General features: G+C 63.7%; 23 protein-coding genes, 1 tRNA gene and 1 pseudogene. 18 read left to right on the top strand and 7 right to left on the bottom strand.

What is annotated here, in order from left to right:
• The first annotated feature begins 183 nt into the window (after positions 1-183).
• Positions 184-1,428 (top strand): tyrosine-type recombinase/integrase, encoded by a 1,245-nt coding sequence (locus BMX57_RS00200; RefSeq protein WP_373283061.1) that lies wholly within the window; start codon positions 184-186, stop codon positions 1,426-1,428.
• A gap of 160 nt (positions 1,429-1,588) precedes the next feature.
• Here BMX57_RS00200 and BMX57_RS00195 read toward each other — a convergent pair whose 3' ends face one another.
• The 4 genes from BMX57_RS00195 to hsdR are packed head-to-tail and all read right to left on the bottom strand — an operon-like array spanning position 1,589 to position 8,304.
• Complete coding sequence (locus BMX57_RS00195; RefSeq protein ID WP_092361344.1) at positions 1,589-1,978, bottom strand: hypothetical protein; 390 nt, start codon at positions 1,976-1,978, stop codon at positions 1,589-1,591.
• Between the two features lies 1 nt (position 1,979).
• Positions 1,980-3,464: a restriction endonuclease subunit S gene (locus BMX57_RS00190; protein WP_092361342.1), complete on the bottom strand. Its 1,485-nt coding sequence runs from the start codon at positions 3,462-3,464 to the stop codon at positions 1,980-1,982.
• Positions 3,461-4,966 carry a class I SAM-dependent DNA methyltransferase gene (locus BMX57_RS00185; protein WP_092362171.1) on the bottom strand — a complete coding sequence of 502 codons (1,506 nt, stop codon included), beginning with the start codon at positions 4,964-4,966 and terminating at the stop codon, positions 3,461-3,463. Before BMX57_RS00185 ends, BMX57_RS00190 begins: the two co-directional genes overlap by 4 nt.
• Positions 4,963-8,304 (bottom strand): type I restriction-modification system endonuclease, encoded by a 3,342-nt coding sequence (gene hsdR / locus BMX57_RS00180; protein ID WP_092361341.1) that lies wholly within the window; start codon positions 8,302-8,304, stop codon positions 4,963-4,965. Before hsdR ends, BMX57_RS00185 begins: the two co-directional genes overlap by 4 nt.
• A gap of 345 nt (positions 8,305-8,649) precedes the next feature.
• Between hsdR and BMX57_RS00175 the strand changes: the two genes are divergently transcribed.
• Positions 8,650-8,988, top strand: a complete 339-nt coding sequence (locus tag BMX57_RS00175; protein WP_092361339.1) for a hypothetical protein — start codon at positions 8,650-8,652, stop codon at positions 8,986-8,988.
• Between the two features lie 260 nt (positions 8,989-9,248).
• Here the strand turns inward: BMX57_RS00175 and BMX57_RS00170 are convergent.
• A pseudogene (locus BMX57_RS00170) lies at positions 9,249-9,479 on the bottom strand (transposase); the annotation flags it as partial.
• 421 nt (positions 9,480-9,900) lie between these two features.
• Here BMX57_RS00170 and BMX57_RS00165 point away from each other — a divergent pair.
• From BMX57_RS00165 to BMX57_RS00155, 3 genes are all read left to right on the top strand, one after another.
• Positions 9,901-10,104: a helix-turn-helix transcriptional regulator gene (locus tag BMX57_RS00165; RefSeq protein WP_092361337.1), complete on the top strand. Its 204-nt coding sequence runs from the start codon at positions 9,901-9,903 to the stop codon at positions 10,102-10,104.
• 147 nt (positions 10,105-10,251) lie between these two features.
• A complete protein-coding gene (locus tag BMX57_RS00160; RefSeq protein WP_092361335.1) occupies positions 10,252-11,133 on the top strand; it encodes a DUF7146 domain-containing protein in 882 nt (293 codons plus the stop codon).
• Positions 11,130-12,623 carry a DUF3987 domain-containing protein gene (locus tag BMX57_RS00155; protein ID WP_092361333.1) on the top strand — a complete coding sequence of 498 codons (1,494 nt, stop codon included), beginning with the start codon at positions 11,130-11,132 and terminating at the stop codon, positions 12,621-12,623. Before BMX57_RS00160 ends, BMX57_RS00155 begins: the two co-directional genes overlap by 4 nt.
• Positions 12,624-13,589: 966 nt before the next feature.
• On the opposite strand, the gene BMX57_RS00150 is transcribed toward BMX57_RS00155, so the two are convergent.
• Positions 13,590-13,679, bottom strand: a tRNA-Ser gene (locus tag BMX57_RS00150).
• Between the two features lie 123 nt (positions 13,680-13,802).
• On the opposite strand from BMX57_RS00150, the gene BMX57_RS00145 reads away from it, so the two are divergent.
• The 8 genes from BMX57_RS00145 to BMX57_RS00110 all read left to right on the top strand — a co-directional run bounded on the left by BMX57_RS00145 (position 13,803) and on the right by BMX57_RS00110 (position 20,916).
• Complete coding sequence (locus BMX57_RS00145; RefSeq protein ID WP_092361331.1) at positions 13,803-14,657, top strand: DUF2059 domain-containing protein; 855 nt, start codon at positions 13,803-13,805, stop codon at positions 14,655-14,657.
• Positions 14,657-15,469 carry a DUF2059 domain-containing protein gene (locus tag BMX57_RS00140; RefSeq protein WP_092361329.1) on the top strand — a complete coding sequence of 271 codons (813 nt, stop codon included), beginning with the start codon at positions 14,657-14,659 and terminating at the stop codon, positions 15,467-15,469. The genes BMX57_RS00145 and BMX57_RS00140 overlap by 1 nt, the downstream gene beginning before the upstream one ends.
• Before the next feature lie 218 nt (positions 15,470-15,687).
• Positions 15,688-16,338, top strand: coding sequence for a 50S ribosomal protein L21 (locus tag BMX57_RS00135; protein WP_092361327.1), 651 nt, complete (start codon positions 15,688-15,690; stop codon positions 16,336-16,338).
• An 11-nt stretch (positions 16,339-16,349) separates the two neighbouring features.
• Complete coding sequence (gene rpmA / locus BMX57_RS00130) at positions 16,350-16,619, top strand: 50S ribosomal protein L27 (protein ID WP_092361325.1); 270 nt, start codon at positions 16,350-16,352, stop codon at positions 16,617-16,619.
• A 277-nt stretch (positions 16,620-16,896) separates the two neighbouring features.
• On the top strand, positions 16,897-17,433 hold the full coding sequence (locus BMX57_RS00125; RefSeq protein WP_092361323.1) for a GNAT family N-acetyltransferase: 537 nt from the start codon (positions 16,897-16,899) through the stop codon (positions 17,431-17,433).
• A gap of 36 nt (positions 17,434-17,469) precedes the next feature.
• Positions 17,470-18,504 carry a GTPase ObgE gene (gene obgE / locus BMX57_RS00120; protein WP_092361320.1) on the top strand — a complete coding sequence of 345 codons (1,035 nt, stop codon included), beginning with the start codon at positions 17,470-17,472 and terminating at the stop codon, positions 18,502-18,504.
• On the top strand, positions 18,492-19,598 hold the full coding sequence (proB, locus tag BMX57_RS00115; RefSeq protein ID WP_092361318.1) for a glutamate 5-kinase: 1,107 nt from the start codon (positions 18,492-18,494) through the stop codon (positions 19,596-19,598). The genes obgE and proB overlap by 13 nt, the downstream gene beginning before the upstream one ends.
• Before the next feature lie 55 nt (positions 19,599-19,653).
• Complete coding sequence (locus BMX57_RS00110; protein WP_092361316.1) at positions 19,654-20,916, top strand: glutamate-5-semialdehyde dehydrogenase; 1,263 nt, start codon at positions 19,654-19,656, stop codon at positions 20,914-20,916.
• A gap of 19 nt (positions 20,917-20,935) precedes the next feature.
• Here the strand turns inward: BMX57_RS00110 and BMX57_RS00105 are convergent, their stop codons facing one another.
• Complete coding sequence (locus BMX57_RS00105; RefSeq protein WP_092361314.1) at positions 20,936-21,532, bottom strand: histidine phosphotransferase family protein; 597 nt, start codon at positions 21,530-21,532, stop codon at positions 20,936-20,938.
• A 52-nt stretch (positions 21,533-21,584) separates the two neighbouring features.
• Between BMX57_RS00105 and BMX57_RS00100 the strand changes: the two genes are divergently transcribed.
• The 5 genes from BMX57_RS00100 (at position 21,585) to tsf (ending at position 25,376) form a co-directional block, all read left to right on the top strand.
• Positions 21,585-21,776, top strand: coding sequence for a DUF3553 domain-containing protein (locus tag BMX57_RS00100; protein ID WP_092361312.1), 192 nt, complete (start codon positions 21,585-21,587; stop codon positions 21,774-21,776).
• Positions 21,777-21,877: 101 nt separating this feature from the next.
• The gene (gene olsB, locus BMX57_RS00095) at positions 21,878-22,630 is read left to right on the top strand and encodes an L-ornithine N(alpha)-acyltransferase (RefSeq protein WP_092361310.1); all 753 of its coding nucleotides are present in this window, start codon (positions 21,878-21,880) and stop codon (positions 22,628-22,630) included.
• A complete protein-coding gene (gene olsA / locus BMX57_RS00090) occupies positions 22,627-23,463 on the top strand; it encodes a lyso-ornithine lipid O-acyltransferase (RefSeq protein ID WP_092361308.1) in 837 nt (278 codons plus the stop codon). Before olsB ends, olsA begins: the two co-directional genes overlap by 4 nt.
• A gap of 161 nt (positions 23,464-23,624) precedes the next feature.
• The gene (rpsB, locus tag BMX57_RS00085) at positions 23,625-24,422 is read left to right on the top strand and encodes a 30S ribosomal protein S2 (protein ID WP_092361306.1); all 798 of its coding nucleotides are present in this window, start codon (positions 23,625-23,627) and stop codon (positions 24,420-24,422) included.
• 78 nt (positions 24,423-24,500) lie between these two features.
• On the top strand, positions 24,501-25,376 hold the full coding sequence (gene tsf / locus BMX57_RS00080) for a translation elongation factor Ts (protein WP_092361304.1): 876 nt from the start codon (positions 24,501-24,503) through the stop codon (positions 25,374-25,376).
• Positions 25,377-25,528 lie beyond the last annotated feature (152 nt).

The following is a 25,528-nucleotide window of genomic DNA, read 5'->3' as shown; positions in this document are numbered from 1 at the left end:
ATGTCCGATTGATTCCTGGAGATACCCTATATGTCTTTGTAGTATAGGCATTCAATACCTTCTATAGTGCAGGGAGTTCCGGCATAGTCTTACGTATTCCACGTCAAGGTGGGGGATAATATGGGGGATGAGATGGTGCAAGAGAGTTGTAGAAGACCGACACGGCCGCTATCAGCACGATTCGTGGATATAGTAACGAAACCCGGGAAATACTTTGATGGGCAGGGGTTGATGCTGCGCGTCGCGAAGAACGGCGCGAAGCAATGGGTGCAGCGCATCACTATCCGCGGCAAAAGGTGTGAAATCGGTCTGGGAAGCCCGCCCGCAGTGTCGCTGGCTGCAGCGCGCAAGCAGGCGTTGGAAAACCGGGGCAAGGCCATGCTTGGGGGTGACCCACTCGCTGACAAGCGCAAGGCCCGTGAGGGCATGACGTTCTCGGACGCCGTGGACAAGTGCCTTTCCGCGAAGCTGTCAGAGTTCAGAAACGAAAAACACCGGAAGCAATGGCGCTCGACACTCGACACCTACGCCGCTCCGGTACTGGGGCAAAAGCTCGTTTCGGAAATCATGGTTCAAGACGTGCTGCGTGTCCTGGACCCCATTTGGATGGAAAAGACTGAAACCGCGTCACGCCTTCGCGGCCGAATTGAAAGCGTTCTTTCATGGGCGACCGTTGCGGGGCATCGCTCTGGCGACAATCCGGCCCGCTGGAAGGGCAACCTGTCAGAGATCCTGCCCAAGCCAGCGAAGGTTGCAAAGGGCAACAATCAACCGGCACTCGCGCTTGCCGACGTGTCGCGCTGGTGGGTCGATCTTGGCCAGCGTGACGGCATGGCCGCGCGTGCGCTCGAGTTTCTGGCACTGACCGCCGCACGGTCTGGTGAGGTTCGCGGCATGACCTGGGACGAAATTGACACCGGGACCTCTGCTACTCCTGCTACATCCGCTACACGCGCAGTCTGGACCATCTCGGCATCGCGCATGAAGAACGGGAGGCCACATAGAGTGCCGCTAACGCCAGAGGCGGTTGCCCTACTGGCGTCGCTGCCGCGCCTAAACGGCTCACCTAATGTCTTCTTTGCCCCGCGTGGCGGGGTGCTGTCGGATATGAGTATTTCCGCCGTCATGCGCCGAATGCAGGCCGCCCAGGAGAAGCAGGGCAATGAGGGGTATCTCGACCCGGCAAGCAAACGCCCCGCCGTGCCACACGGGTTGCGCTCATCTTTCCGGCAATGGGCGGCGGAACGGGGCTATCCCCGCGACATGGCCGAAATCGCGCTTGCCCACTTCATTGGCTCAGAGGTGGAGCGCGCCTATCAGCGCAGCGACATGCTTGACCGGCGGCGCGACATGATGACGGCTTGGGCATCCTTCCTGCGGGGCGAGGCCGCGAGGCCGGACAACGTTGTCAAAGTAGCGGCGTTCTGAATCCGATCCCAATCTGACCTCCGAGGAGCAAATCTGCGTTCTTCGGCTCATGTTGGAGCGATTGTATTGTTGTAAATTGTTGTCAGGTGAGGCCACTTCCATCATGGCTTCTTTCAGCCCGGTTTCGGCGGTTTCGTCCTTGAGGCCCTGGGTAACGAGATCACTGCGGAAGGCCCAAGTCCGACGCCACTTCTCGAGGCGGTCGAGGAGAAGGGCAGCGCAACTTGCCTGCTCGGTCAGCCACGTTTCGATCCGGATCCTCTGCACGGAGCGCCCAGAGGTCCATCTCGTCATTCGAAATGCGCACAGCAGAGCTGTTCCTGCCGCCGCGCGGGAGATCGAACTCCTGAAGTTGCCAGGCCTCGGGGGGAAGTGGACCGCCTGCGCGGTTCTTGGCCCAACCGAGCACCTCGCGCCGAGCGCTGTCCATCGCCGCCTCATAGTTCTCGCCATCGAGCTGGGCTGCTACCCGCAGGATTTCTATGTCCTTCACGGCCCTCGGCATGCGAGCGGCTAGAGGGGCGAGAGCTTCGCTGAATCTCTTGTTCATGTCATCTGGCCTTTCTTCTTCCCCGCTTCGCCTTCGGGGCGGCGGCGCGGGCTTCGCGGATGCGGGTGAGGAGGGCTTCGGCGGGTTCGTCGTCGGGGTTTTGGGGGACGAGCTCTCCGCGGATGGCCTTGGCCAGCAGGCGCTCGTCGAGCCGGTCGAGGAGATGGGCGGCGCGGCTGGCGTCCACGGTCATCCGGTCGATGCGGGCGAAGGCCGTGCGGACCTTTCTGACGATCTCCTTCTGCTCCTCCAGTGGCGCCAGCTTGATGTGGAAGGCGCGGATCTCGGGGAAATAGATCGTGGTATGCGTCGAGCCTTCGCCGAAGCGCCGGATGTCTTCGCCCTCCGACATGAGGGCATACATGAGATACGCTGGATCAAGCGCCTCGGAACAGGTCCAGGTTGCGAAGTCCTGGCTGGTGGCCATGGGGCGCCCCATCATGGTGACGTAACCGACCGAGGCCGTTCTCGAGAGGCACACGGTGCCTTCTGGCAGGAGCCGCGCTGAGGAGTTCGCAAGCCCGTCTTCGTTGGTCGTCTGAAGGGTCTCGTGAATGATCCGCCCGTGGTGAATGTTGGCGTCCTTGATGCCGATCCATGGAACATCACCGCCCCACCACTCAGGGTGCCTTCGGCTCGGAGTATGTCCGGTTTCCTGGCGGGCGAGGCGCCGAAGGCTGACCCATGCCCAGCCATCTGGCAGCGACGTGCCGGGATCGTTCACGGCGATGCCGCCAACGCCCTCGACGACATCGGTGGTGGCCCCGCGGCCGCCCCGGCTTTGCTCTGGCTCCGGCGTGCGCGTGACGAGGTCTGTCGCGGCTTCCCTGTCCAGGTGCCTGGCCCGCCATTTCTCGGTCAGACGCCCCTGGAACGCAGCCTGGAGGGCTGCCTGCTTGGCGCGGGTGGCGAGTTTGATGGTGCGGGCGAGGTGGTCGCGCGCGGCGGCCGAGCGCTCCGAGAGCCGGTCCAGCTTCGCCACGATCCGCCGCTGCTCGGGGAGTGGGGGGACAGGGACCGGGGTTTCCTTGAGCGTCTTCGACGAGAGGTGTTTCACGGTGACGGACGGGGTAGCTTCGTTGATCAAGCGGAGGTAACCCGGCAAAATTTGGGCGAGGAACTGCACCTCCATCACCGCGGGGTTGGGAGAAAGTTTGCAGACACGCTGGTTCAGCAGCCCTGCTGATGACTGCCATACCCGCGAATTGAAATCACCGTCCATGCCAACGACCAGATCACCTTCGCGGACCCAATATCCCTCTGGAATCTCACCTCGATAGTAGGTCTTGGTATGTCCGGCAGTCACATCACGGATACGGATGATGGGTGCTCCATCGGCATCGCTGAACTGCCCAGACTTGAAGGGAAATCCGTTCAATACCTCGACGAAATCACCTATTGGAACGCGCGGCCATATCTCGGCCTTTTTCACAAGGTCCGACTCCGAGCGTTGAACGAGATCGGCTACATTTTCCAAAAAGCTCATTCCGCTGCCACTGCCGCCGGGGTCGGGTCCTCTTCTTCGCCGTCCAGTTCCAGCACCAGCGCCTCGATCTCGCGCGTGGCTTCGCGCAGGTGGCCGAGGATGGCTGCCGTGATGTCGTCTGGGTCGGTCAGGCCGTCCTCGGCCTCTTCCTCGCCATCGCGCAGCCAGGAGATGTCGAGGTTGTCCCCGCGCGCGGCGATGTCCTCGCGAGTGAAGCGGCGGAACCGGCATTCCTCGCACTGGTCCTGCCGCTCGGCGCGGCCATGGGGATCGTCCCCGAAGGCTGCCTCGAACTCCGCGAAGTCCTCGGCCCGCAGGGGCCGCGTCTTGCCGTAGGAGGGCGCGCCTGAGCGCATGTCGTAGACCCAGACGACCTCTGTCCCGCCGCTCTCACTGCGGTCTGCATTGCGGGTGAAGAAGATGACGTTGGTCTTGACCCCCTGGGCATAGAAAATGCCTGTGGGCAGGCGCAGGATGGTGTGCAGGTCGCACCAGTTCATCAGCATCTGACGCAAGGCGCGGCCTGTGCCGTCCTCGAAAAGCACGTTATCGGGCACGACCACTGCGGCACGCCCCCCCGGGGCGAGGCCGCGGATGATGTGCTCGACGAAAGCCAGCTGCTTGTTCGAGGTGCCGGCGGTGGTCGAGAAGTCGCCCCGTTGCGGCCGCCCGCCGCCCTTCTTGGTGCCGAAGGGCGGGTTGGAGAGGATGAGGTCGGCCTTGGGCAGGTGGGCGCCCTCGTCGGTCAACGTGTCCATGGACTGCGCGTCGCCCTCGATGCCGTGGAGCATGATGTTCATGAGGCAGAGGCGGTGCGTATCCGGGACCAGCTCCGAGAGGGTGTAGCAGTCGCGAATCTGCTTCTCGGCCGCGCCGTCGGGCAGGCCGTAGAGCTCGTTGTTCTCCTCGTAGATGCGCCGATGCGCGGCGACGATGAAGCCGCCGGTGCCGGCCGCCGGGTCCTGGATGCGCTCGCCCAGCTGGGGCTTGGTCAGGCGGATGATGCTGTCGATCAGCGGGCGCGGCGTGAAATACTGGCCGGCGCCGGATTTCTTGTCCTCGGCGTTCTTCTGGAGGAGGCCCTCGTAGAGGTCGCCAAGGCCCTCCTCGCGCGCATCGAACCAGTCGAGGTCGTCGATGGCGGTGGTGAGGCTTTTCAGGTTGGCGGGCTTGCGGAGGCGGGTCTGGGCATTCTCGAAGATCGCAAGGACGAGCGGATCCTTGGCGGCCTTGGGCTTGCCGTCGGAGTCTTTTTCCTCTGGGTCACCCAGGGAGGTTAGAAGGTGCTTGTAGTGGGAGAGCTGGTCGAGCCCCTCCCGCCTTGCGAGTGTGTCCCATCGGTATTCCGCGGGGATGCGGCGCTCCTGCCCGGTCTCGGCCATCATCTTGAGGAAGAGAAGAAAGGTCAGCTCGGTGACATATTCGGAGTAAGTCACCCCGTCGTCGCGGAGGACGTCACAGAGTTTCCAGAGCTTGGCGACGATGTCCTGCGTGGCGCTCATGCGGCGGGCTCCCATGTCTCGGTTCTTATCTCTTCGAGGATGGCGTCGAGCTCACCCCCGAAGATCTTGTTGAGGCGTCTGTAGCCACCCTGCTGCGCGAAGGGCGGGTCATCGAAGGCCTGTCGATCGATGACAACCTGACTCTTCATCTCGTCTCCGATCCGATCGAGCCAGCGTCGCTGAACGTCGTCGAGATCGTGAGCCGATGCAACCTTCCTGATGGCCGCATCGACGCGATCGGCATAGGGGACCAGTGGGTCGCCCAGGGCGGCCTGGCGGATGAAACCGATGATGGAGGCGGCGATGTCCTCGTTCGTGCGATCCCGCCAAGCGGTGCGCAGGGCGCTTTCGGTGAAGTGGCGTGCATCGAGGGCCAGGCGGAGATCACGCAGGCTCTCGCGGGTCAGGTCGCGGGGGCGCGTGACGACGAGGTTCAGGGCGTCGATCTTGTTGGCATTGTTGCGGACGAATGTCTCGAAGGCATCGATGAAGTCGGCGGGGCGGACGCCCTCGCCGTAACCGCGCGTGACGCCGGTGACGGTGTCATCGCCGGTGTAGATCGGGATGATCGGCGGGGCACCTCGGTCACCCTTGAAGTCGAAGAACTTGCCCAGCCCCGGGCGAGACTGGGTCCATTGACGGACTTCGGGCGCGGGGCCGCCGCGGAAGCGCTCCAGCGTCTGTTCGGGCGTCTCACCGGCCTGGGCTGTGTATTGCTCCCGGATCTCGGCATTCATCTTTCTGACCTTGCGAGACAGCTTCACGATGATCTGGTCGAGGATTTCCTCCTGGTGGGAGGCGTCGCCAGCGTTCTCGAAACCGTCGAAAAGGGTTTCGAAGGACACCTTCGGATCGACCACGACCGGGCGCATCTCGGTCATGGCCTGGAGGTTCGGGTAGAGATCCACCGCATCGTAGATCTGGAAGGCCTCCTTGCCGATCTCGTCGCATTTGCGGGTCGCCCGGCCGATCATCTGGTCATAAAGGATCCGGGAATTTACCCGGCGGAGAAACACCAGATTGGTGATCGCGGGGACGTCGATGCCCGTGGTCAGCAGATCGACCGTCACAGCGATCCTGGGGTCGGCCTCGTTCTTGTATTTTAGGATCAGCTGGCCCGGCTTGTCGACCGAGCCGGTGATCTTCTGGATCATGTCTTCTCGGATCTCCAGACCCTCGTCCCGGTAGGCCTGGCGCAGATACTGAACGACCTCATCGGCGTGATCGTCGGACGTGGCGAAGACCAGCGTCTTGCCGGCATCGGGCGACATGATGTCGATCCGGCGCGCAATCTCTGCGGCTACGACCTGGTTGAACTTCGGTGCCCGGACGCGTCGATTGAAGTGCTCGACCGTGAAGTCCAGTTGATCCGGGAGCGTGGCGGTGTCGATCTCGCCGGTGCGGGGGTCGAGCACGTCGATGGTTTCGCCCGCCTCGATCGTGATGCCTGCCTCGCTGAGCGCTGTCTTGATCAGGTGCGGTGGATCATGATCGATCAACCAGCCGTCGATCACTGCCTCCCTGTAGCTGTACCGGTAGATCGGATCACCAAAGATCTGTGCAGTGTGCAGCGCCGGGGTTGCCGTAAGACCCACCTTCACTGAGTCGAAATACTCGACCACGCGGCGATACTTCGACACGTAGTCGTTCTGATCGCGAAACGTCGTCTCGGCCTCGCTCATCTCACGGTCGAGTAAATAGCCCCTGTGGCATTCGTCAATCAGGATCAGGTCATATTGGTCAACCGGGGGCCTCTCTCCAGGTTCGCGCTCGAGCACGCGCTTCACAAGGCTCTGCACGGTGCAGATGTGTATCTTGGCGTCTCGGTCGATTTCCTGGGCGTCGAGCCCCCGGAGCCCGAAGATCTCAGCGAAGGTTTTTGCGCCCACCATTCGGGTGGTCTCAAAGGCGCTTTCGGCTTGCTCACCGAGGGCGCTACGGTCCACCACGAAGCAGACCCGCAGGAAGCGCTTGGCTTCCAGGAGACGGTAGATCATGGCTATCGCCAGCTTCGTCTTACCGGTGCCGGTGGCCATCGCGATGAGCATTTCCCGCTGACCTTCGGAAACACCTTTCTCGACAGCTTTGATCGCGTTCTTCTGATAGGGGCGCAGGTCGAAGCCGAAATTGAACGGTTTGTCGTCCAATTCCTTTTCCGCGGCTCGACGATCGACCTCGAGCCTTTCGATGAGACCCTTGGGAGTGAACCACCCTTCCAGGGCGCGAGAGGCATTCGTTTCGTCGCGCGTGTCGCGGAACCAGATCCCGCTCTGCGTTGCCATGGCCGGATAGTAGCTTCGGCCGTTCGTAGCGAAGATGAAGGGCGCCTTGTGCTGGCCCCACGGGCCTCCTGCAATGTCAAAGCTATCGTCCGGTTCAATATCGCGAGAGTATCGCGTCGCCTGAGCGTCAAGCGCCGACATCACGTTCTTGCGTTTGCGCTTCGCCTCCACGACGCCGACCAGTGTCCGACCGGTGAAAAGCGCGTAGTCTGCAGGTCCCGAGGATGTCGGCCATTCGGCAATGGCCATGTTCCGGTTCCTTTCCGGCCTGGTTCCCTTGGAGTGGCGCAGCGTTGCACTGTCGACATCCCACCCCGATTGGCGGAGCTGTTCGTCCACTAGGAGTCGGGTGTCCGCTTCGTCGAAGTCCATGTCCTTTGCCGAGGCGAAGGCGGCTTTGATAAATGTCTTTGCCGCCGCGCGCTCGACTGGGCTTACAGCCCGCCTTTCAGCGTTCTCGGCCAATTCCTCGTAGATCGCGCGCTCTTCCTCGGCGAGTCGGGCCCTGTCCTCCGCATTCAGTGCGGCGCTTCTCGCATTTTCTGCCTCATCTGCGAGGCGAGCTACTTCTGCTGACCGTTCCTTCAATTCTGACCTGAGTGCCGACACCTGCGCTTTGAGATCGCTCGCGTCGTTCTCTGCTAGCCTAGGCGGCACGAACGGTATGGTCAGTCGAGGTTGACGTGTCGTGGATGCGCGGAGCCATACGCCAAGACGGTGGCAGAGCTTCAACGCTTCGAAGGCGATGCGGCGCTCGCCATCGTGTCCATGGACTGCGTCATTGCCGTCGATGCGCAACCGGTGGAGGATGTCCAGGATCTCGCGCGGCACAAGGTCATCTCGCCGGATGCTGCGAAGCATGTCGGAGAGAGTGTCTTCAGCGGAGACGTCGGCACCCGTGTTCTCCGCGATGACCCGCGTCAAGCGCTCCGCGAATTGCCGGGTCTTGATCAACGCGGTGTTGGCATCGTCGACGAAGTAACTCTCGGCGTGGGATGCCAGAACAGCCAAAGGTGGATCGATCTCTTTGAGGTGATCAAAATTCTGACTGGTCATTCCGGGCGGCGATTCGACTACTCCTCGTCCGCGCACAGTTTCCGGTCTTTTAGCGTATTGCAATAGAAGGGTCTCTAGTCGCGAGCCTTCAGATTGGATTTACCAGAGAATGGTTCCTAGTCGGCGTCCCGGCCAATGGGGCCGTGCACAATTATCGACAGTTTGAAGAATTTTGTATCTTCTTCCGAAGGTTAATTGTCGGTTTGATGCAGGGCGGTTCAATGTCGCATCCCGTGCAAAACAGCAACACCCGTTCCGGAAGACTAATTGACCCGTTGAACACCCTAGCGAAGTAAATTTCAATTCGGCATCGGCAATTATCCGCCGACGGTCAAAGAGGTCAATATGAAGAAGCTTGTTGTTGTTTTGGGGCTACTTGTTCCTATTGCGGCGTGCGCTCAAAAGCCAGAAGCTGTCTCCGCTGCTTATGTGTCACCCTCAACTTATCATGGATGGTCCTGCAGTCAGCTCAACGCGGAAGGTCGCCGCTTGGACGCGGCCTACACCAGAGCCGCAGAGCAACAGAACAAAGCTCGCGCAAATGATACTGCCGGGGTCATCTTCCTAGGTTTGCCGGTTTCCACACTCTCTGGAGGAAATGTTGCAGATCAGATTGCCAACTTGAAGGGGCATCAACAGGTCATTCATCAGTCGCAGATCAGAAAGAACTGCCTTTCTGCTTGAGGCAGCAGAAAAATTGCTGGGAGCCTAGGGGGATCATAACCTACATTCCCCAAGTGGCATGCTGGCTGACGTAAAAGTCGCCGAATTTTGCCTGCTGGACAAGCCTTTTCCGTTCTGAGCGGCGCCTGCGGCCGGGCCGGCTGCTGGAACAGAGCGGATCAGACCGCGAAGCCGCCGTGTTCTGGCTCGACGGTGATGTTTTTCAGCGCAGCGGGCAGACCTGTCGAGCCGGTTTCGTTCGGTTTCGGTCCAGATTGCAGTCATGCGCATGACGGTGGCGCTCGCGATCGGCGGATGGCAGCGAGGATGGCGCGTACCATCGGGCCGGTGACGGCCACCTCGGCCAACTGGAAGGTGATGGTGCGGGCGTGACGCACGACACGGGCGCCGAACTTGATCAGCTTGAGTTGCAGGCTGGTCAGCGACAAGTCGGCCATGGCCTCGGGCAGTTCGATGCAGCGCAGGAAGGTGGCCAGGTTGTAGGCCATGGCATTCGTATCGCGTCTACTTCGGACTTCAGATTGCCACCGATCGTCTCTGTCCTCGCTTCTTTGCGAGTTTTGCCTCCTATATCTGAAAGCTCAAACCTGGAACAACGTGCTGGTTCTCAGGCAATGAGACAATAGGCCCGCCGCCTCCAAGCCACATTCTGTACCGCTCTCCATAGCACGAGGAGGCCCAAGACCTGATCTACATTTGGGTCGGTTTCCGGCTTCGATGACTAAATGTTGATATTTTTCTTGTAGGTCCTCATATCTTCCGGTAAGAGTCCAATTAGGCCGGATAGATCCGGCACCGCTCGCGCAAGATGCTCGAGGCTTTTTCACCACCCCAGGAATGGGGCGATGGAGCCGACAGCTTTGCGCTTGTTTGCATTCGCCCCTGACCTGTCAGCACAAGGGGCCGAAGGCAATGACAGAACTCAGCAATTTGAAAATTCTTCGCCGCCGCGACATTGAACTCATCATCGGGTTGTCGCGTAGCACGATCTACAAAATGATCGCGGACGGCGACTTCCCGCAGCCCATCAAGATTGGCGCTCGCGCCGTCGGGTGGAGGGAAAGCGACGTCAGCGAATGGCTGGACTCGCGCTCTCAAGACGACATCGAGCCGTGAACCACACAAATACTGTGCCGAGCATTAGACAAGCCGGCTCGGCGCGGCGTTGTTCATTGGCGATCGCGATGAACCGCCAAACCCTCGTGCATGGCTTTGTCCTCCAGCACATGCCGATCTCGAAAAATTCAGCGGGAGACTTGATCAATGACAGCTTGTGAATTTTCCCATTCGCTCGGCGGGCGCTGGTTTGGCAGCTATGGCACCGCGCCCTGCCCAAGCTGCCAACCCGAGCGGCGCAATGATCAGAATGCCCTGACGATCTCCGATGGCGACGACGGTCGGCTTCTGGCCCATTGCAAACGGGCTGGATGCAGTTTCCTGGACATTCTGGCCGCGGCGCACATCGCGCCCGGTGATTATTGTCCACCCGACACCGAGGAATGCAGGCGGCGCAAGGCGGAAAGGCGTGCGGGAGCCGCCAGGCGAGCAAAGCAGGCCAGACGCTGTTGGCAGGAATCTGGGCTCATTGTGGGTACGGTGGCAGAAGCCTATCTGCACAGGCGCGGAATCATCTGCCCGTTGCCGGAAACACTGCGCTTTCATCCTGCATGTTGGCACGGGCCGACTGCGTCACGGCATCCCGCGCTTGTCGCCAAGGTGGAAGACGGCGACGGATTCGCGGTGCATCGCACCTACCTTCGCGCCGATGGCTCCGGCAAGGCGGATCTCGAACCGGCCAAGGCGATGCTTGGGCGCTGCGCTGGAGGCGCTGTCAGGCTCACAGAAGGCCCCAGCGTGCTGGCTGTAGCAGAGGGGATAGAAACCGCCCTGTCTCTCGCCTGCGGTTTGCTGCGAGTTCCTGCAGCCATTTGGGCGGCGCTGTCCACATCCGGATTGCGCGGATTGCGCCTGCCGCTTGAGACGGGCCGCCTGATCATCGCGCCGGACGGCGACACTGCAGGCCTGGAAGCTGCGCACGCGCTGGCCGAACGGGCGCACGGCGCTGGTTGGGCCGTGTCGCTGCTACCCGCGCCGGAAGGGCGCGATTGGAACGACATCCTGAACATGAAAGGGGAACTGACATGACCGCGCCCCAGCCAACTCACTTCGCACCGGACTGGCCGGAACCGAATCCGCGCTTTTTGCGCCTCGAACTGCCGCCAGCCCCCGAGTTGCCATTGCGCGACGTCCTGAATCCTCGATTAGCACATTGGGTGGAGCAAGCCGCAGAAGCCAAGGGGGCGCCTGCCGATTACATATTTTCGGCGTTGCTGGCGGTCGCTGGATCGATCATTGGCAACTCCCGATGGGTTTCTCCGTGGAGCGGCTGGCAGGAACCACCCATCATGTGGGTCGCTCTTATTGGCTTGCCGAGCTCTGGCAAGAGCCCTGCCTTGGACGCTGTATTGTCTCCTTTGCGCAAGGCTGAACGCGCGCGCCGCGGAGAAGCCGAAACCTCGATGGCGGAGTGGACCGAAAAAGCCGAAGTGGCCAAGCTGATGGAATCTACTTGGAAGGAAGCTGCGAAAGCGGCAATCAAGGCGGGTGAAACGCCGCCAGAGAGACCAAAGGGCTGCGACATCGGCCCCGCCCCGCATATTCCCCGGCTAGCGGTGAGCGACGCCACGATCGAAAGGCTTACGGAAATACTGGCGCGCCAGCCGCGCGGGATTTTGCAAGTGCGCGATGAACTGGCTGGATGGCTCGAGAATATGGCGCGGTATTCTAGCGGCAGTGACCGTCCTTTCTGGCTTGAGGCCTATGGCGGACGTGGTTTTTCAGTTGAGCGCATGGGACGACCACCCCTGACCATTGACCGCCTGACAATCGGTGCTGTTGGCGGGATCCAGCCGGATCGATTGAAGAGCCTGTTGTTCAAATCAGACGATGATGGACTGCTGGCGCGATTCATACCGATCTGGCCTGAACCAGCTCCGTTGCGACGCCCGAGAGCCTGGGCGGATGAGGCACTGATCGATCAGGCGGTTGAGCGCCTCTTGTCGCTCGATCTTGTGACAGATGAGCATGACGAATCCCGTCCTTTGGTTCTGCCTTTCGCAGACGACGCTTGTGACCTGTTGGAAGAGTTTCGCCAGGCAGTGCGAGGATGGGAAGCGGATTCGGAGGGATTAATGCTGTCTTTCATCGGGAAGCTGCCGGGGTTGGCAGTGCGGCTTTCTTTGGTGCTGGGCTACCTCGACTTCGCGGCAGGCGAGGCGGATGAACCTGCACGGATCACTGCCTCGGAGTTTGGTCGCGGCGCACATCTGGTCGAAGCATACATCCTGCCGATGGCCCAACGCGCCTATTCTGAAGCCGCAACACCGAAGATCGACAGGGCCGCACGGCGATTGGTGAGCATTCTTCGAGAACAAGGCTGGCACACGTTCAGCACGCGGCAGGTAATGCGGCTAAATCGTCCGGAGTTAGGAAACAAGGAAGTGCTGGACCCGGCTCTTGCTGCGCTCGAGGATGGCGAGTGCATCCGCCAAGTGATCGCCCCTCCGTCCCCGCAGGGCGGCAGGCCCCAGCGCCACTATACCGTGAACCCGGCGGTGCATGAGAACCAGCCATGACACGCTGGCTGTCAGCGGCAAGGCAGGCGCAACAGGCCGGGACACAACTGACACAACCGACAAATCTTCATTCGAAGAGTGTTTCGTCAGTTACGTCAGTTTTGTCCGAAGGAGAGACGAGCACGACGGCGGGTTCCGGTGGCAGGCGTGCGACAGCCGCTGTCATTGTCCAAGCCACGAGTATCGCGGCACTTTGCCGATCCAAGGCCCTTCATACTTCCGAACACATATGTGCTGTCCCGCCTCTGGAGCGAAATCCCAAAGATGGTGATGCACAGTATTGTGTGTCTCACGCAGGTCGCCCGCTCACTTGGACAGGCCGAGTCGTGTCGCTGGAAAATTGGCGCGAATTGAGTGCCTGGGAAAGGCATGGGCCGGATGGGCGGCAATGGTGTGGTATTGAGCGAGCTTGGATCAAACGGGGCGGATGAGACGAAAAGGATCTTGCCTCGACGAACCTATGTTCAGAGCCGCGTGGTGAGGTCTATAATGACTGCCGCGTGCGCACTGAAGGAGTTCGGTGCGGCTGCCGCCTAACTCGGGGGTGCCAGTCAACGTTTGCTCATGCTGAAGCTATCCGCAATTTTCCCATGGCTACTGTTAGCAATGTTGCCAAACAGGTTCCCCGACAGCGCCGTGTCAATGCCGAGTTTTTCGCCCCAATCGGTTCTTGCTTGAGCGGGTGAAGGCCCGAGGTGTCAGGGAAGCGGCGCTTTTGGTGCGGAGATTGGTTTTTTCGCTGCCGTGGCAGATCAATTCCAGATCCATATGCTTCTACAAGTAACACTTTCGCGTTTACCGCTGAAATACTGCTGGGCGACAACGCAGGGCTAGGCCGGGCACAAAGAACTGAGAGGTATCGAAACGCTCAAGGGCAAGCGCTGTCAATCTGGGGGACAAAATGGGGGACGCAGCTTCCCCGTATACTCGATTATTCAATAAAAACAGATTGTTGCTGAACAGTCATGGCGGAGAGACAGGGATTCGAACCCTGGGACCCCGTGAAGGGTCAACGGTTTTCGAGACCGCCCCGTTCGACCACTCCGGCACCTCTCCGCGGGGGTCTGTGGGGGCGGGATGTAGTCAGGAACGAAACGTGGTGCAAGCATAAAATTCCCGATTTTCCCGCCTGCAGGATTTTCCATTGCCCATGCGGTCAAAACACTTAGGATTCGTATCATGACGCAGTTTCGACAGATCGCCGCCGCCCCGATTTTCGCCGTTCTCATGATGGCCCTGGCCATCGGCCTGCCGCTGGCCCCGCGCGCCCAGGCGGCCGAGCGCGAGAGGATCGAGGCATTCCTTGCCACCACCGGTTTCGATGTGGCGCTCGACAGCATCGCCTTCGCCTCCTCCTCGGCGCCCGAGATGCTGGGCATCGACCCCGGAGCCTTCGGGCAATCCTGGACCCGGACGGTGGACGACGTGTTCGACACCGAGGTGATGCGCGGCATCGCGCTGGATATCCTGGAACAGACGCTGAGCGACGAGGCGCTGAACCATGCGGTGGAATTCTATGCCAGCGACCTGGGCCAGCGGCTGGTCGAGGCCGAGAACGCCTCGCACATGATCGAAGACGACGCCGCCAAGCAGGAAGAGGGCAAGGCGATCGTCGCCGAGCTGGTGCGTGACGGGTCGGACCGTGTGGAGACGCTCAAGCGGATGAACGCGGCGATCGACGCCTCGGGCACCTCGCTGCGCGCCCTGCAGGAGATCCAGCTGCGCTTCCTGATGGCCGCCAGCGCTGCTGGGGTGATCGAGCTCAAGGTTGGCCCCGAAGAGATGCGCGCGATGATGCAGGCCAACGAGGGTGCCATGCGCAGCGCGCTGCAGATGTCGGCGCTGGCGGGGGCTGCCTATACCTATCAGGATTTCACGGATGCCGAGGTCGCGGCCTATACCGAGGCGCTGGAGCAGCCACCGATGCAGGAGGTTTACGAGCTTCTGAACGCGGTGCAATACGAGATCATGGCCAACCGGTTCGAGGTCCTGGCGGCGCGGATGGCCGATCTTCATCCCGCGCAGGAGCTGTGATGCTGCGGTCGTTGATCGCGGCGGCGGGGGTCGCGCTCCTGTCGGCCGGTCCGGTTCCGGCACGCGAGGCGGCGGCCGAGCTGGCCGAGGTGCTGCGCCTGCAGGAGGTGGCCGAGATCCTGCATGACGAAGGGCTGGCCTATGGCGAGTCGCTGGATGCCGACATGCTGGGCGGCGAGGGCGGGGCGTTCTTCCGCCAGCGGGTCGAGCAGATCTATGCCACCGGGCCGATGGTCGAGACCATGCGCGGCGCGCTGGCCGACACGATGACCGAGGCGCAGATCGACCAGACCGCGCAATTCTTCGCCGGCGAGCTTGGCCAGACCATCCTGTCGCTCGAAAACTCGGCCCGGCGCGCTTTTTCCGATCCCGAGGTCGAGGAGACGATGCGCGACAGGGTCGAGGCGGCGGGGCGCGATGATCCCCGGATTGCGCTGATCGGGGAATACATCCGCACCAACCAGTTGATCGAACGCAATGTCGAGGGGGCGATCAGTTCAGATTACAGCTTCTACCGGGGGTTGGCGGACGGGCGTCAGGGCCGGCGCGACGACCGGATGATGCTGTCCGATCTGTTCTCGCGCCGCGACGAGACCCGGGCCGAGACCGAGGATTGGCTCTATGGCTTCCTGTCGCTGGCCTATCAGCCGCTGAGCGAGGCGGAGATGCGCGAGAACATCGCGTTCTCGGCCAGCCCCGCCGGTCAGGCGCTGAACGCGGCGCTGTTCGAGGGGTTCGATCGGCTCTATGACCGCATCTCCTATGACCTGGGTCAGGCGGTCGCCCGTGCGATGGGGGCAAGCGAACTCTAGGCGCCCGCCGGTCCGCCGGTGACGATTGCAAGGAAATGTCCGGAAACGGCGGTTGACATCGGCACGAAATCCTCTGATAAGCCCGCATTCCGGCCGGGTTTCCCTGCTGGGTTTCGTTATCAATTCGCCCCGGACGGGGCGCGCTGTTCGACGGTGGCCAAGGCCGAAACGCCCGCATGGCGGGGACCACAGAACGCGGCAGAGAAAAGGAATGACGCATGTTTGCGGTCCTCAAGACCGGCGGCAAGCAGTACAAGGTTCAGGCGGGCGATATTCTGCGCGTCGAGAAACTGGCAGCTGACGCCGGCGAAACGGTTCAATTCAACGACATCCTGATGCTGGGTGGCGACAAGCCGTCGGTCGGCGCCCCCTTCGTGAAGGGCGCGGGCGTCCAGGCCGAGATCCTGGACCAGATCAAGGGTGACAAGGTCATCAAGTTCGTCAAGCGCCGCCGCAAGCACAGCTCCAAGCGCACCGTCGGACACCGGCAGAAGCTGACGCTGGTCAAGATCACCGACATCCTGCCCTCGGGCGCGGACAAGTCGGGCGTGAAGGCCGCGATCGGTGCTGGCTCGGTTTCGGGCTCCACCGTCGAAGCGGCTGCGCCCAATAAGGCACCGGCCAAGAAGGCCGCGACCAAGGCCAAGCCCGCCGCGGCCCCGGCCGCCGGTGGCGACGACCTCAAGAAGCTGTCGGGCGTCGGCCCGGCGCTCGAGAAGAAGCTGCATGACGCCGGTATCACCACCTTTGCCCAGATCGCGGCATGGACGGATGCGGATGTGGCTGATATGGACGAGAAACTGTCGTTCAAGGGCCGGATCGAGCGTGAAGGCTGGATCGACCAGGCCAAAGAACTGGCCAAAGGCTAAGGAGAGAGAGAATGGCACATAAGAAAGCTGGCGGTTCCTCCCGCAACGGCCGCGACTCCGCGGGTCGTCGCCTTGGCGTGAAACTCTATGGCGGCCAGGCCGCCATCGCGGGCAACATCATCGTGCGCCAGCGCGGCACCAAGTTCTGGCCGGGTCAAGGCGTGGGCATGGGCAAGGATCACACGATCTTTGCGACCGCCGACGGCGCCGTGACCTTCCACAAGGGTCTCAAGGGCCGAACCTTCATTTCGGTACTGCCGGCGGCAGAGGCCGCAGAGTAAGCCGCGACCCGGACGAATGGACATTCAGGGGGACCGGCGAAGTGCCGGTCCCCTTTCTCGTTTCACGGCAAGTTGACCGCGGCGGGAACAATCCTGACCCACGGGCTGGTATTGTCGGGAAATCGGGGGTTTAGGAGGCGGTTTTTCATCCCTTCGGCGGGTTTGACCGGGGCGCGACATTGCACCGGGCCGAGGCGGTAAATATCTTTGCGGAGCGGGACCGGGCGACGCGCCGTCGCCCATCCGGGATCGCCGTGTTCGGAGGAGGAGCACGCAGATGAAATTGGACACCATCATCAACCAGCCCGTCGTTGCGGCGGACCGGTTCGACCTGCGCCCGCTGCGCAAGTCCGACATGGGACTGATCGAGCATTACGCCGGCGACGAGCGTGTCGCGCGCATGACCACTTCGATCCCGCATCCGGTGCCGCCCGGCATGACCGAAGCCTTCGTGACCCGCGCCATGTCGCCGGACCGGGACGAGGATGTCTGGGCCATCGACGGGCTCAAGGATGGCGGGCCGGAGCTGATGGGTCTGATCTCGCTGATGCGGATGGACCGCAACCAGTCCGAGGTCGGATACTGGGTGGCGCCGATCTTCTGGAACTCGGGCATCGCCTCGATGGCCGTCGCGGCGCTGGTCGAGGCCAATCCGCTGGGCAACCAGACGATGTTCGCCAGCGTGTTCCAGGACAACCCGGCCTCGGCGCGGGTGCTGACCCATTGCGGGTTCGAATATCTGGGCGATGCCGAGAGCTTCTCTCTGGCGCGCAACGCCACCGTGCCGACCTGGACCTACAGCCGAAAACTCTGACTTGGCGCGCCGCGGCCTTTGCACTAGGGAACAGTCATGAAATTTCTCGATCTCGCAAAGGTCTATATCCGCTCGGGCGGCGGCGGGAACGGCTGCATCAGTTTCCGCCGCGAGAAGTATATCGAGTTCGGCGGACCCGATGGCGGCGACGGCGGCACCGGCGGTTCGGTCTGGGCCGAGGCGGTCGAGGGCCTGAACACGCTGATCGACTTCCGCTATCAGCAGCATTTCTTTGCCAAAAGCGGCCAGCAGGGCCGCGGCCAGCAGCGCACCGGCAAGGATGGGGACGACATCGTGCTGCGGGTGCCGGTGGGCACCGAGATCCTGGACGAGGACCAGGAGACGGTGATCGCCGACATGACCGAGGTCGGCCAACGCGTGCAGCTGGCCCGCGGCGGCAATGGCGGCTGGGGCAACCTGCATTTCAAGTCCTCGACCAACCAGGCCCCGCGCCGCGCCAATCCTGGGCAGGAGGGGGTCGAGCGCACGATATGGCTGCGGCTGAAGCTGATCGCCGATGTCGGTCTGCTGGGCCTGCCCAACGCGGGCAAGTCCACTTTCTTGGCGGCGACCTCGAATGCGCGGCCCAAGATTGCCGATTATCCCTTCACCACGCTGCATCCCAACCTGGGCGTGGTCGGCGTGGACAACGTGGAATTTGTGGTGGCCGACATCCCCGGCCTGATCGCCGGCGCGCATGAGGGCAGGGGGATCGGTGACCGGTTTCTGGGCCATGTCGAACGCTGCGCGGTGCTGTTGCACCTGGTGGACGGCACCTCGGACACCGTGGGCGAGGATTATCGCACCATTATCGGAGAGCTGGAGGCCTATGGCGGCCACCTGGCCGACAAGCCGCGTGTCACCGTCCTCAACAAGATCGACGCGCTGGATCCCGACCGGCTGGCCGAGGCGCAAGCGGCACTTGAGGCGGCTTGCGGCGCGCCGGTCATGACCATGTCCGGCGTGGCCGGTCAGGGCGTGACCGAGGTTCTGCGCGCCCTGCGCACGCAGATCGACGCCGACCGGTTGCGCCACAGGCCCGCGCGCGAGGCAGAGCCGTGGCAGCCCTGAGCGCGGCGCGGCGGCTGGTCGTCAAGATCGGCTCGGCGCTTCTGGTGGATCGCAACAGCGGCCGCCTCCGGGCCGACTGGCTGCACGCGCTGGCCGAGGACGTGGCCCGGCTCAAGGCGCGGGGCAGCGACGTGATCCTGGTCTCGTCGGGGTCGATTGCGCTGGGGCGCGGGGTCCTGGGCCTTCCCGCCACGACATTGCCGCTGGAGAAGTCGCAGGCCGCCGCCGCAGTGGGCCAAATCCGGCTGGCGCGCGCCTATGAAGAGGCGCTGGCGCCGCATGGCATCACAACCGCGCAGGTTCTGGTCACGCTCGAGGACAGCGCTGACCGCCGGCGCTACCTCAATTCCCGCGCCACGATGGAAACGCTGCTGAGCCTCGGCGTCGTGCCCATCGTGAACGAAAACGACACCATCGCGACCGACGAGATCCGCTATGGCGATAATGACCGGCTGGCGGCGCAGGTCGCGGTGACCGTGGGGGCCGACCAGTTGATCCTGCTGTCGGATGTCGACGGGTTCTATTCCGGCAACCCCACCAGCGACCCCGACGCCACGCGCTTCGAGGTGATCGACGAGATCACGCCCGAGATCGTGGCGATGGCGGGGGATGCGGGATCGGGCCTGTCCAAGGGCGGGATGAAGACCAAGCTGATGGCGGCGCAACTGGCCACGGCCGGCGGCTGCAGCATGGCGATTACCGAAGGATCGACGCTCAACCCCTTGCAGGCATTGGAAAATGGCGCCAACGGAACCTGGTTTCCGGCGACGCTGGATCCGGCCTCGGCGCGCAAGCGCTGGATCGCGGCGATGAAGCCGCGCGGCAGCCTGACGGTGGATGAGGGCGCGGCGCGGGCCCTGTGCAACGGCAAGAGCCTGCTGCCAGCCGGCGTCACCGGGGTTTCCGGCGCCTTCGGGCGCGGCGACCCGGTGGCGATCCTCGACGCGCAGTCGCGTCCGCTGGGGCAGGGCCTCACCCGCTATACATCCGACGAGGCGGATGCGATCAAGGGCCGGCGTTCGGCCGAGATCGAGCCGACGCTGGGTTATCCGGGCCGTGCGGCGCTGATCCATCGCGACGATATGGCGTTGTGACGGGTCTTGCTGCTAGTTTGACCGCGACGCTCCCCATTCGTAGAAGGCACAGACCATGAAGGATCTCGACAACATTCCCGCCGTCATGGCCGAGTTGGGCAGGCAGGCAAGGACCGCGGCGCAGGACCTGGCCTTTGCCAGCGCCGAGCGCAAGCATGCCGCTCTGATCGCCGCCGCCGATGCGCTCTGGGCCCGGCGGGCCGAGATCATCGCGGCCAATGCCAGGGATCTGGAGTATGGCCGCGACAAGGGGCTGAGCCCGGCGATGATGGACCGCCTGCTGCTGGACGAGGACCGGGTGCGCGGCATGGTCGACGGGCTGCGCGCCGTGGCCGAACAGGCCGATCCGGTGGGCGAGGTTCTGGCGTCCTGGGATATGCCCTCGGGCCTGCATATCGAGCGGGTGCGCACGCCGCTGGGCGTGATCGGCGTGATCTACGAAAGCCGCCCCAACGTGACCGCGGATGCGGGCGCGCTGTGCCTGAAATCTGGCAACGCGGTGATCCTGCGCGGTGGCTCCGAGAGCTTCCATTCCTCACAGGCGATCCATGCCTGCCTCGTCGAGGGTCTGCGGGCCGCGAACCTGCCCGAGGCGGCGATCCAGCTTGTGCCGACGCGCGACCGCGCGGCGGTGCAGGAGATGCTGACGCTGACCGACAGCATCGACGTGATCGTGCCGCGCGGCGGCAAGGGGCTGGTGGGCCTGGTGCAGCGCGAGGCGCGGGTGCCGGTCTTTGCCCATCTCGAAGGCATCGTGCATGTCTATGTCGACAAGGCGGCCGATCCGGCCAAGGCGCTGGCCGTGGTTCTGAACGCCAAGACGCGGCGCACCGGGATCTGCGGCGCGGCCGAATGCCTGCTGGTGCATCGCGACGTGGCCGAGACGCTGGGCGCGGATCTGGTGCAAGCGCTTCTGGAGGCCGGGGTCGAGGTGCGGGCCGAGGGCGCGCTGGCGCTGGACGGCACGGTGGCCGCCGGTGGCGACGACTGGGGCCGCGAATACCTGGACAGCATCATCGCGGCCAGACCCGTGGACGATATCGACACGGCGATCGCGCATATCCGCGCGCATGGCTCGGGCCATACCGACTGTATCCTGACCGAGGATGACGCGGCCGCCGCCCGGTTCTTCGAACGGCTGGACAGCGCCATCCTGATGCGCAACGCCTCGACCCAGTTCGCCGATGGCGGCGAGTTCGGGATGGGGGCCGAGATCGGCATCGCCACGGGCAAGCTGCATGCGCGCGGACCGGTGGGCGCGGCGCAGCTGACCAGTTTCAAGTATATCGTGACCGGCGACGGGACGGTGCGGGGGTGACCGCCCCGGCGCCTGGGGGTCAGAACGCGACGCCGACGCCCGCCTCGTCGGCGGTGACATGTACGCGCCGGTCCTGCTCGGCGGCCAGCGCCGGCAGCAGTGCGAACTGGACCTGCGCGGGGGTCACGTCTGCTTGTCGGGCGGGGTCGCTCAGCCCGTCCCAAAGCTCGGGGTGCAGCGCCAGTTTCGGTCCGGTGGCCGCAACGAACCAGCGCCCGTCGCGGCGGTCGATCTCAACCCGCCCGCCCAGGGGCAGCGCCGTCTCGCAGCATTGCAGCGCCAGGAGGGCCAGCCGCACCTCGCTCCGCGGCACCGCGCCCTCGGAGCGCCAGTCCGCCTTGACCCGCGCCTCGCGGCCGAGATCGGCGAGCAAACCCGCCACCTCTTCGCGGCCCAGCATCTGATCGCCCGCCATGCCATAGGCGATGCGGAAGAACCGGATGCGCAGCCCGGCATTGTCGACGCTGTCCGCGATCAGGTCCATCTCGGGATTGCGCGGGGCGCCGGACATGTCCAGCAATTCCAACCCGTTGGTGATGGCCCCGATCGGGCTGATCAGGTCGTGGCAGATGCGCGAGCCGATCAGGGCGGCCAGGTTGACGCTGTGTTCGCTCATGCGATACCTCTCTTTGCGGGCCGCCACCGGCCCCGCAGGGCGAGGGCCACACATGACGGATCTGAATGCCATCCTTGCACCGGGCATGTTCGTGCGCCATCCCGACCGTCCCGAGTGGGGTACCGGCCAGGTCCAGTCCAATATCGGCGGCAAGATCACCGTGAATTTCCGCGAGCAGGGGAAAGTGGTGATCGACGGCGCACGAATTGCCCTGATGCCGGTCCTTGATCCGGGAAATGAGTAAACGAAAGGTTAACGCCGGCGATTGGGCGCGGCGCCATGTTGCCATGTCCGCAACGGCTGCGGTATCAGCGCCCTGACCCTTTCACCACCGGCCCGGAACCCATGCCCGACAACGGCCAGAGCTTTATCGTCAAGATCGCCGAGACCGAGGACGAGCTGCGCGCCGCCCAGCGGTTGCGCTATGACGTGTTCGTGCGCGAACTGGGCAGCGGTGGCGCGATGGTGGATCACGCGCGCGGTCTGGAACGGGATCGGTTCGACCCGTTCTTCGACCACATGATCGCGTGCGATGCAGCGAGCGGCGAGGTGGTGGGCGTCTATCGCCTGCTGCGGGGCGAGCGCGCCGCCGAGCTGGGTCAGTTCTATTCCGAGGACGAGTACGACCTGGGCGTGCTCAGGAAAAGCGGCCGGCGGCTGCTGGAACTGGGCCGGTCCTGCCTGCATCCCGACTATCGCGGCGGCACGGCGATGTTCCACCTGTGGTCGGGCCTCGCCGATTATGTGGAACGGCACGGCATCGAGATTCTGTTCGGCGTGGCCAGTTTCCACGGCACCGACCCGCAGGCGCTGGCGCAACCGCTGTCGTTGCTGCACCATGCGCATCTGGCCCCGCCGGAACTGCGCGTGCGGGCCCATGCGCGGCATTTTCAGGACATGGACCTTGTGCCGCCCGAGGCGCTGGACCGGCGCGCGGCGATGCTGCGGGTGCCGGCGCTGATCAAGGCCTATCTGCGGCTGGGCGGCCATGTGGGCGAGGGGGCCTTTGTCGATCATGCGTTCAACACCACCGATGTCTGCCTGGTTCTGGACACCGCCCGGATGAACGCCCGGCAGAAACGGCTGTATTCGCGATGACGCCGACCTGGGACAGCGACGAGGCGCCCGACGCGTTCAGGATCGGGCCGGGTGGCTGGGTCCGCGTGGTTCTGCGCGGTGCGGCGCTGATCGTGCTGATCCTGGTGTGTCTGGTCGTGCTGATGGCAGTGCGCCTGGTCGAGGCGCCGCTTTTCGGCCTGCGCCGGCCGGTGACGCCTTTCATCACCCAGTTCGTGTGCCGCAACGCGTTTCGCATCCTGGGCATGGGCTACCGCACCCGCGGGACGCTGATGAAAGCGCGCGGTGCGGTGGTGGCCAATCATTCGTCATGGCTGGACATCTTCGCGCTGAACGCGCGCAAACGGGTCTATTTCGTCTCCAAGGCCGAGGTCGCCCGCTGGCCCGGCATCGGCCTGCTGGCCCGCGCCACCGGCACGGTCTTCATCGAACGTGACCGCCGGCAGGCGCGCGCGCAGACCCGCTTGTTCGAGGATCGGCTGAAGGCCGGGCACAAACTGCTGTTCTTTCCCGAGGGCACATCGACCGACGGGCTCAGGGTGCTGCCGTTCAAGACGACGCTGTTTGCCGCCTTCTTTTCGGAGGAATTGCGCGATTTCATGCAGGTGCAGGCGGTGTCGGTGGTCTATCGCGCGCCGAAGGGCCAGTCGGCGCGGTTCTATGGCTGGTGGGGCGACATGGCGTTCGCGCCGCACCTGCTCAAGACGCTGGCGGCGCGGCGCCAGGGATCGGTCCTGCTGATCTATCACCCGCCGGTGAAGGTCGCGGATTTCGCCGACCGCAAGGCGGTGGCCGCGCATCTGGAGAGCCAGGTCCGCCGCGGCCACCGGGCGGCGACCGCGCGGCCGGAATAGGGGTTGCGCTGCCTGCGCCGCTGGCCTATACGCGCGCCATTCATCCCGCAGGCGGGGTTTGGCCTGTTCGGGGGAGACATCCCCGACAGACCGCCGGTTGGCTCGGAGGCAACTTCGCGCTTACACCCCCGCCGAGGCGTAAACCGGAAAGGAAAAACTGCATGGCTCTTCCCGAGTTCACCATGCGCCAGCTGCTCGAAGCCGGCGTTCACTTCGGCCACCAGACCCAGCGCTGGAACCCGCGCATGTCGCCCTTCATCTATGGCGAGCGCAACGGCATCCACATCATGGACCTGACCCAGACCGTCCCGATGCTGGACCAGGCGCTGCAGGTCATTCGCGACACCGTGGCCAAGGGCGGCCGCGTGCTGTTCGTGGGCACCAAGCGCCAGGCCAGCCAGCCGATCGCCGAAGCCGCCGAGAAGTCGGCGCAGTATTACATGAACCACCGTTGGCTGGGCGGCACGCTGACCAACTGGAAAACCGTTTCGCAGTCGATCAACCGCCTCAAGCAGATCGACGAGGCGATGGCCGGTGGCGCCGAGGGCCTGACCAAGAAGGAACGCCTGGGCATGGAGCGCGACCAGCAGAAGCTGGAAGCGTCGCTGGGCGGCATCCGCGAGATGGGCGGCACGCCGGATCTCCTCTTTGTGATCGACGTCAAGAAAGAGGCGCTGGCCATTGCCGAGGCCAAGAAGCTGGGCATTCCTGTGGTTGCCGTTGTCGACACCAACTGTTCGCCCGACGGGGTGGAATACATCATTCCGGGCAACGACGACGCGGCCCGCGCCATTTCGCTCTATTGCGACCTGGCCTCGCGCGCGGCGCTCGAGGGCATGTCGGCACAGCTGGGCGCCGCCGGCGTCGACCTGGGCGCGCTGGAAGAGGCCCCCGCCGAGGAGGCCGTGGCCGAGGCAGACGCCCCCGCCGCCACCGAGGACAGCCCGGCCGAGGCGTAACCGCCCGGTCACGGAACTGCATTACCGGGGCAGGGGATATCCTGCCCCAGACCCGTTTGATTTGAGGAGAGCCGAGAGATGGCAATCACAGCTGCACTCGTGAAGGAACTGCGCGACGCAACCGGCGCCGGCATGATGGACGCCAAGAAGGCGCTGACCGAAACCGCCGGCGACATGCAGGCCGCGGTCGACTGGCTGCGCACCAAGGGCCTGGCAAAGGCGGCCAAGAAATCCGGCCGCACGGCGGCCGAGGGCCTGGTCGCGGTCGTGGTCGACGGCGGAACCGGCGTGGCCGTCGAGGTCAACGCCGAGACCGATTTCGTCGCCAAGAATGCCGAGTTCCAGGACATGGTCTCGGGCATCGCCACCGCCGCGCTCAAGGTCGATGACGTCGACGCGCTGGCGCAGGCGGATCTGGGCGGCAAGAGCGTGGCCGACACCATGACCGACAAGATCGCCACCGTTGGCGAGAACATGACCCTGCGCCGGATGGCCAAGATCCAGGGCGACACGGTCGTGTCCTATGTTCACAACGCCGCTGCGCCCGGGATGGGCAAGATCGGCGTGCTGGTCGCCCTGTCGGGCGGCGACGACGCGATCGGCAAACAGATCGCCATGCACATCGCCGCGGTCAACCCCGCCGCGCTGAGCGAGGCCGACATGGACGCCTCGGTCGTCGAGAAGGAAAAGCAGGTCCAGATGGACATCGCGCGCGAGTCGGGCAAGCCCGAGCAGGTGATCGAGAAGATGATCGAGGGGCGCATGAAGAAGTTCGTCGCCGAATCGACGCTGCTCAACCAGCAGTTCGTGGTGAACCCGGACCTGACCGTCGAAGCCGCCGCCAAGGAAGCGGGCGCCACCATCACCGGTTTCATCCGGCTGGAAGTGGGCGAAGGCATCGAGAAGAAGGAAGAGAACTTTGCCGAAGAGGTCGCCAAGGCGGCCCAGGGGTAAGGCGGAAACGCCTTTATATTTCGGTATGGTAACGCCGGCCGCCCCCTCGGGTGGCCGGTTTTCCTTTGACCGGGGGCGCAAATGAAAACGGCGGTGCCGGACTGAACCAGCACCGCCGTCGTTAACAGGACAACCCCATCGATGGGGATGGT

The organism is Cribrihabitans marinus, assembly GCF_900109035.1.
GTDB lineage: Bacteria > Pseudomonadota > Alphaproteobacteria > Rhodobacterales > Rhodobacteraceae > Cribrihabitans > Cribrihabitans marinus.
The sequence above is the reverse complement of the archived record's forward strand: the minus strand, read 5'-3'. Positions and strand labels throughout refer to the sequence as shown.

Coding starts and splice junctions, on each gene's coding strand:
- BMX57_RS00155 (WP_092361333.1), top strand. CDS start 11,130: ATGACCGCGCCCCAGCCAACTCACTTCGCACCGGACTGGCCGGAACCG.
- BMX57_RS00185 (WP_092362171.1), bottom strand. CDS start 4,966: ATGAGCGCCACGCAGGACATCGTCGCCAAGCTCTGGAAACTCTGTGAC.
- BMX57_RS00195 (WP_092361344.1), bottom strand. CDS start 1,978: ATGAACAAGAGATTCAGCGAAGCTCTCGCCCCTCTAGCCGCTCGCATG.
- BMX57_RS00165 (WP_092361337.1), top strand. CDS start 9,901: ATGACAGAACTCAGCAATTTGAAAATTCTTCGCCGCCGCGACATTGAA.
- tsf (WP_092361304.1), top strand. CDS start 24,501: ATGGCAATCACAGCTGCACTCGTGAAGGAACTGCGCGACGCAACCGGC.
- BMX57_RS00105 (WP_092361314.1), bottom strand. CDS start 21,532: ATGAGCGAACACAGCGTCAACCTGGCCGCCCTGATCGGCTCGCGCATC.
- BMX57_RS00160 (WP_092361335.1), top strand. CDS start 10,252: ATGACAGCTTGTGAATTTTCCCATTCGCTCGGCGGGCGCTGGTTTGGC.
- BMX57_RS00125 (WP_092361323.1), top strand. CDS start 16,897: ATGAAATTGGACACCATCATCAACCAGCCCGTCGTTGCGGCGGACCGG.
- BMX57_RS00140 (WP_092361329.1), top strand. CDS start 14,657: ATGCTGCGGTCGTTGATCGCGGCGGCGGGGGTCGCGCTCCTGTCGGCC.
- BMX57_RS00110 (WP_092361316.1), top strand. CDS start 19,654: ATGAAGGATCTCGACAACATTCCCGCCGTCATGGCCGAGTTGGGCAGG.
- olsB (WP_092361310.1), top strand. CDS start 21,878: ATGCCCGACAACGGCCAGAGCTTTATCGTCAAGATCGCCGAGACCGAG.
- hsdR (WP_092361341.1), bottom strand. CDS start 8,304: ATGACCAGTCAGAATTTTGATCACCTCAAAGAGATCGATCCACCTTTG.
- BMX57_RS00135 (WP_092361327.1), top strand. CDS start 15,688: ATGTTTGCGGTCCTCAAGACCGGCGGCAAGCAGTACAAGGTTCAGGCG.
- rpsB (WP_092361306.1), top strand. CDS start 23,625: ATGGCTCTTCCCGAGTTCACCATGCGCCAGCTGCTCGAAGCCGGCGTT.
- BMX57_RS00190 (WP_092361342.1), bottom strand. CDS start 3,464: ATGAGCTTTTTGGAAAATGTAGCCGATCTCGTTCAACGCTCGGAGTCG.
- olsA (WP_092361308.1), top strand. CDS start 22,627: ATGACGCCGACCTGGGACAGCGACGAGGCGCCCGACGCGTTCAGGATC.
- BMX57_RS00145 (WP_092361331.1), top strand. CDS start 13,803: ATGACGCAGTTTCGACAGATCGCCGCCGCCCCGATTTTCGCCGTTCTC.
- rpmA (WP_092361325.1), top strand. CDS start 16,350: ATGGCACATAAGAAAGCTGGCGGTTCCTCCCGCAACGGCCGCGACTCC.
- obgE (WP_092361320.1), top strand. CDS start 17,470: ATGAAATTTCTCGATCTCGCAAAGGTCTATATCCGCTCGGGCGGCGGC.
- BMX57_RS00175 (WP_092361339.1), top strand. CDS start 8,650: ATGAAGAAGCTTGTTGTTGTTTTGGGGCTACTTGTTCCTATTGCGGCG.
- BMX57_RS00100 (WP_092361312.1), top strand. CDS start 21,585: ATGACGGATCTGAATGCCATCCTTGCACCGGGCATGTTCGTGCGCCAT.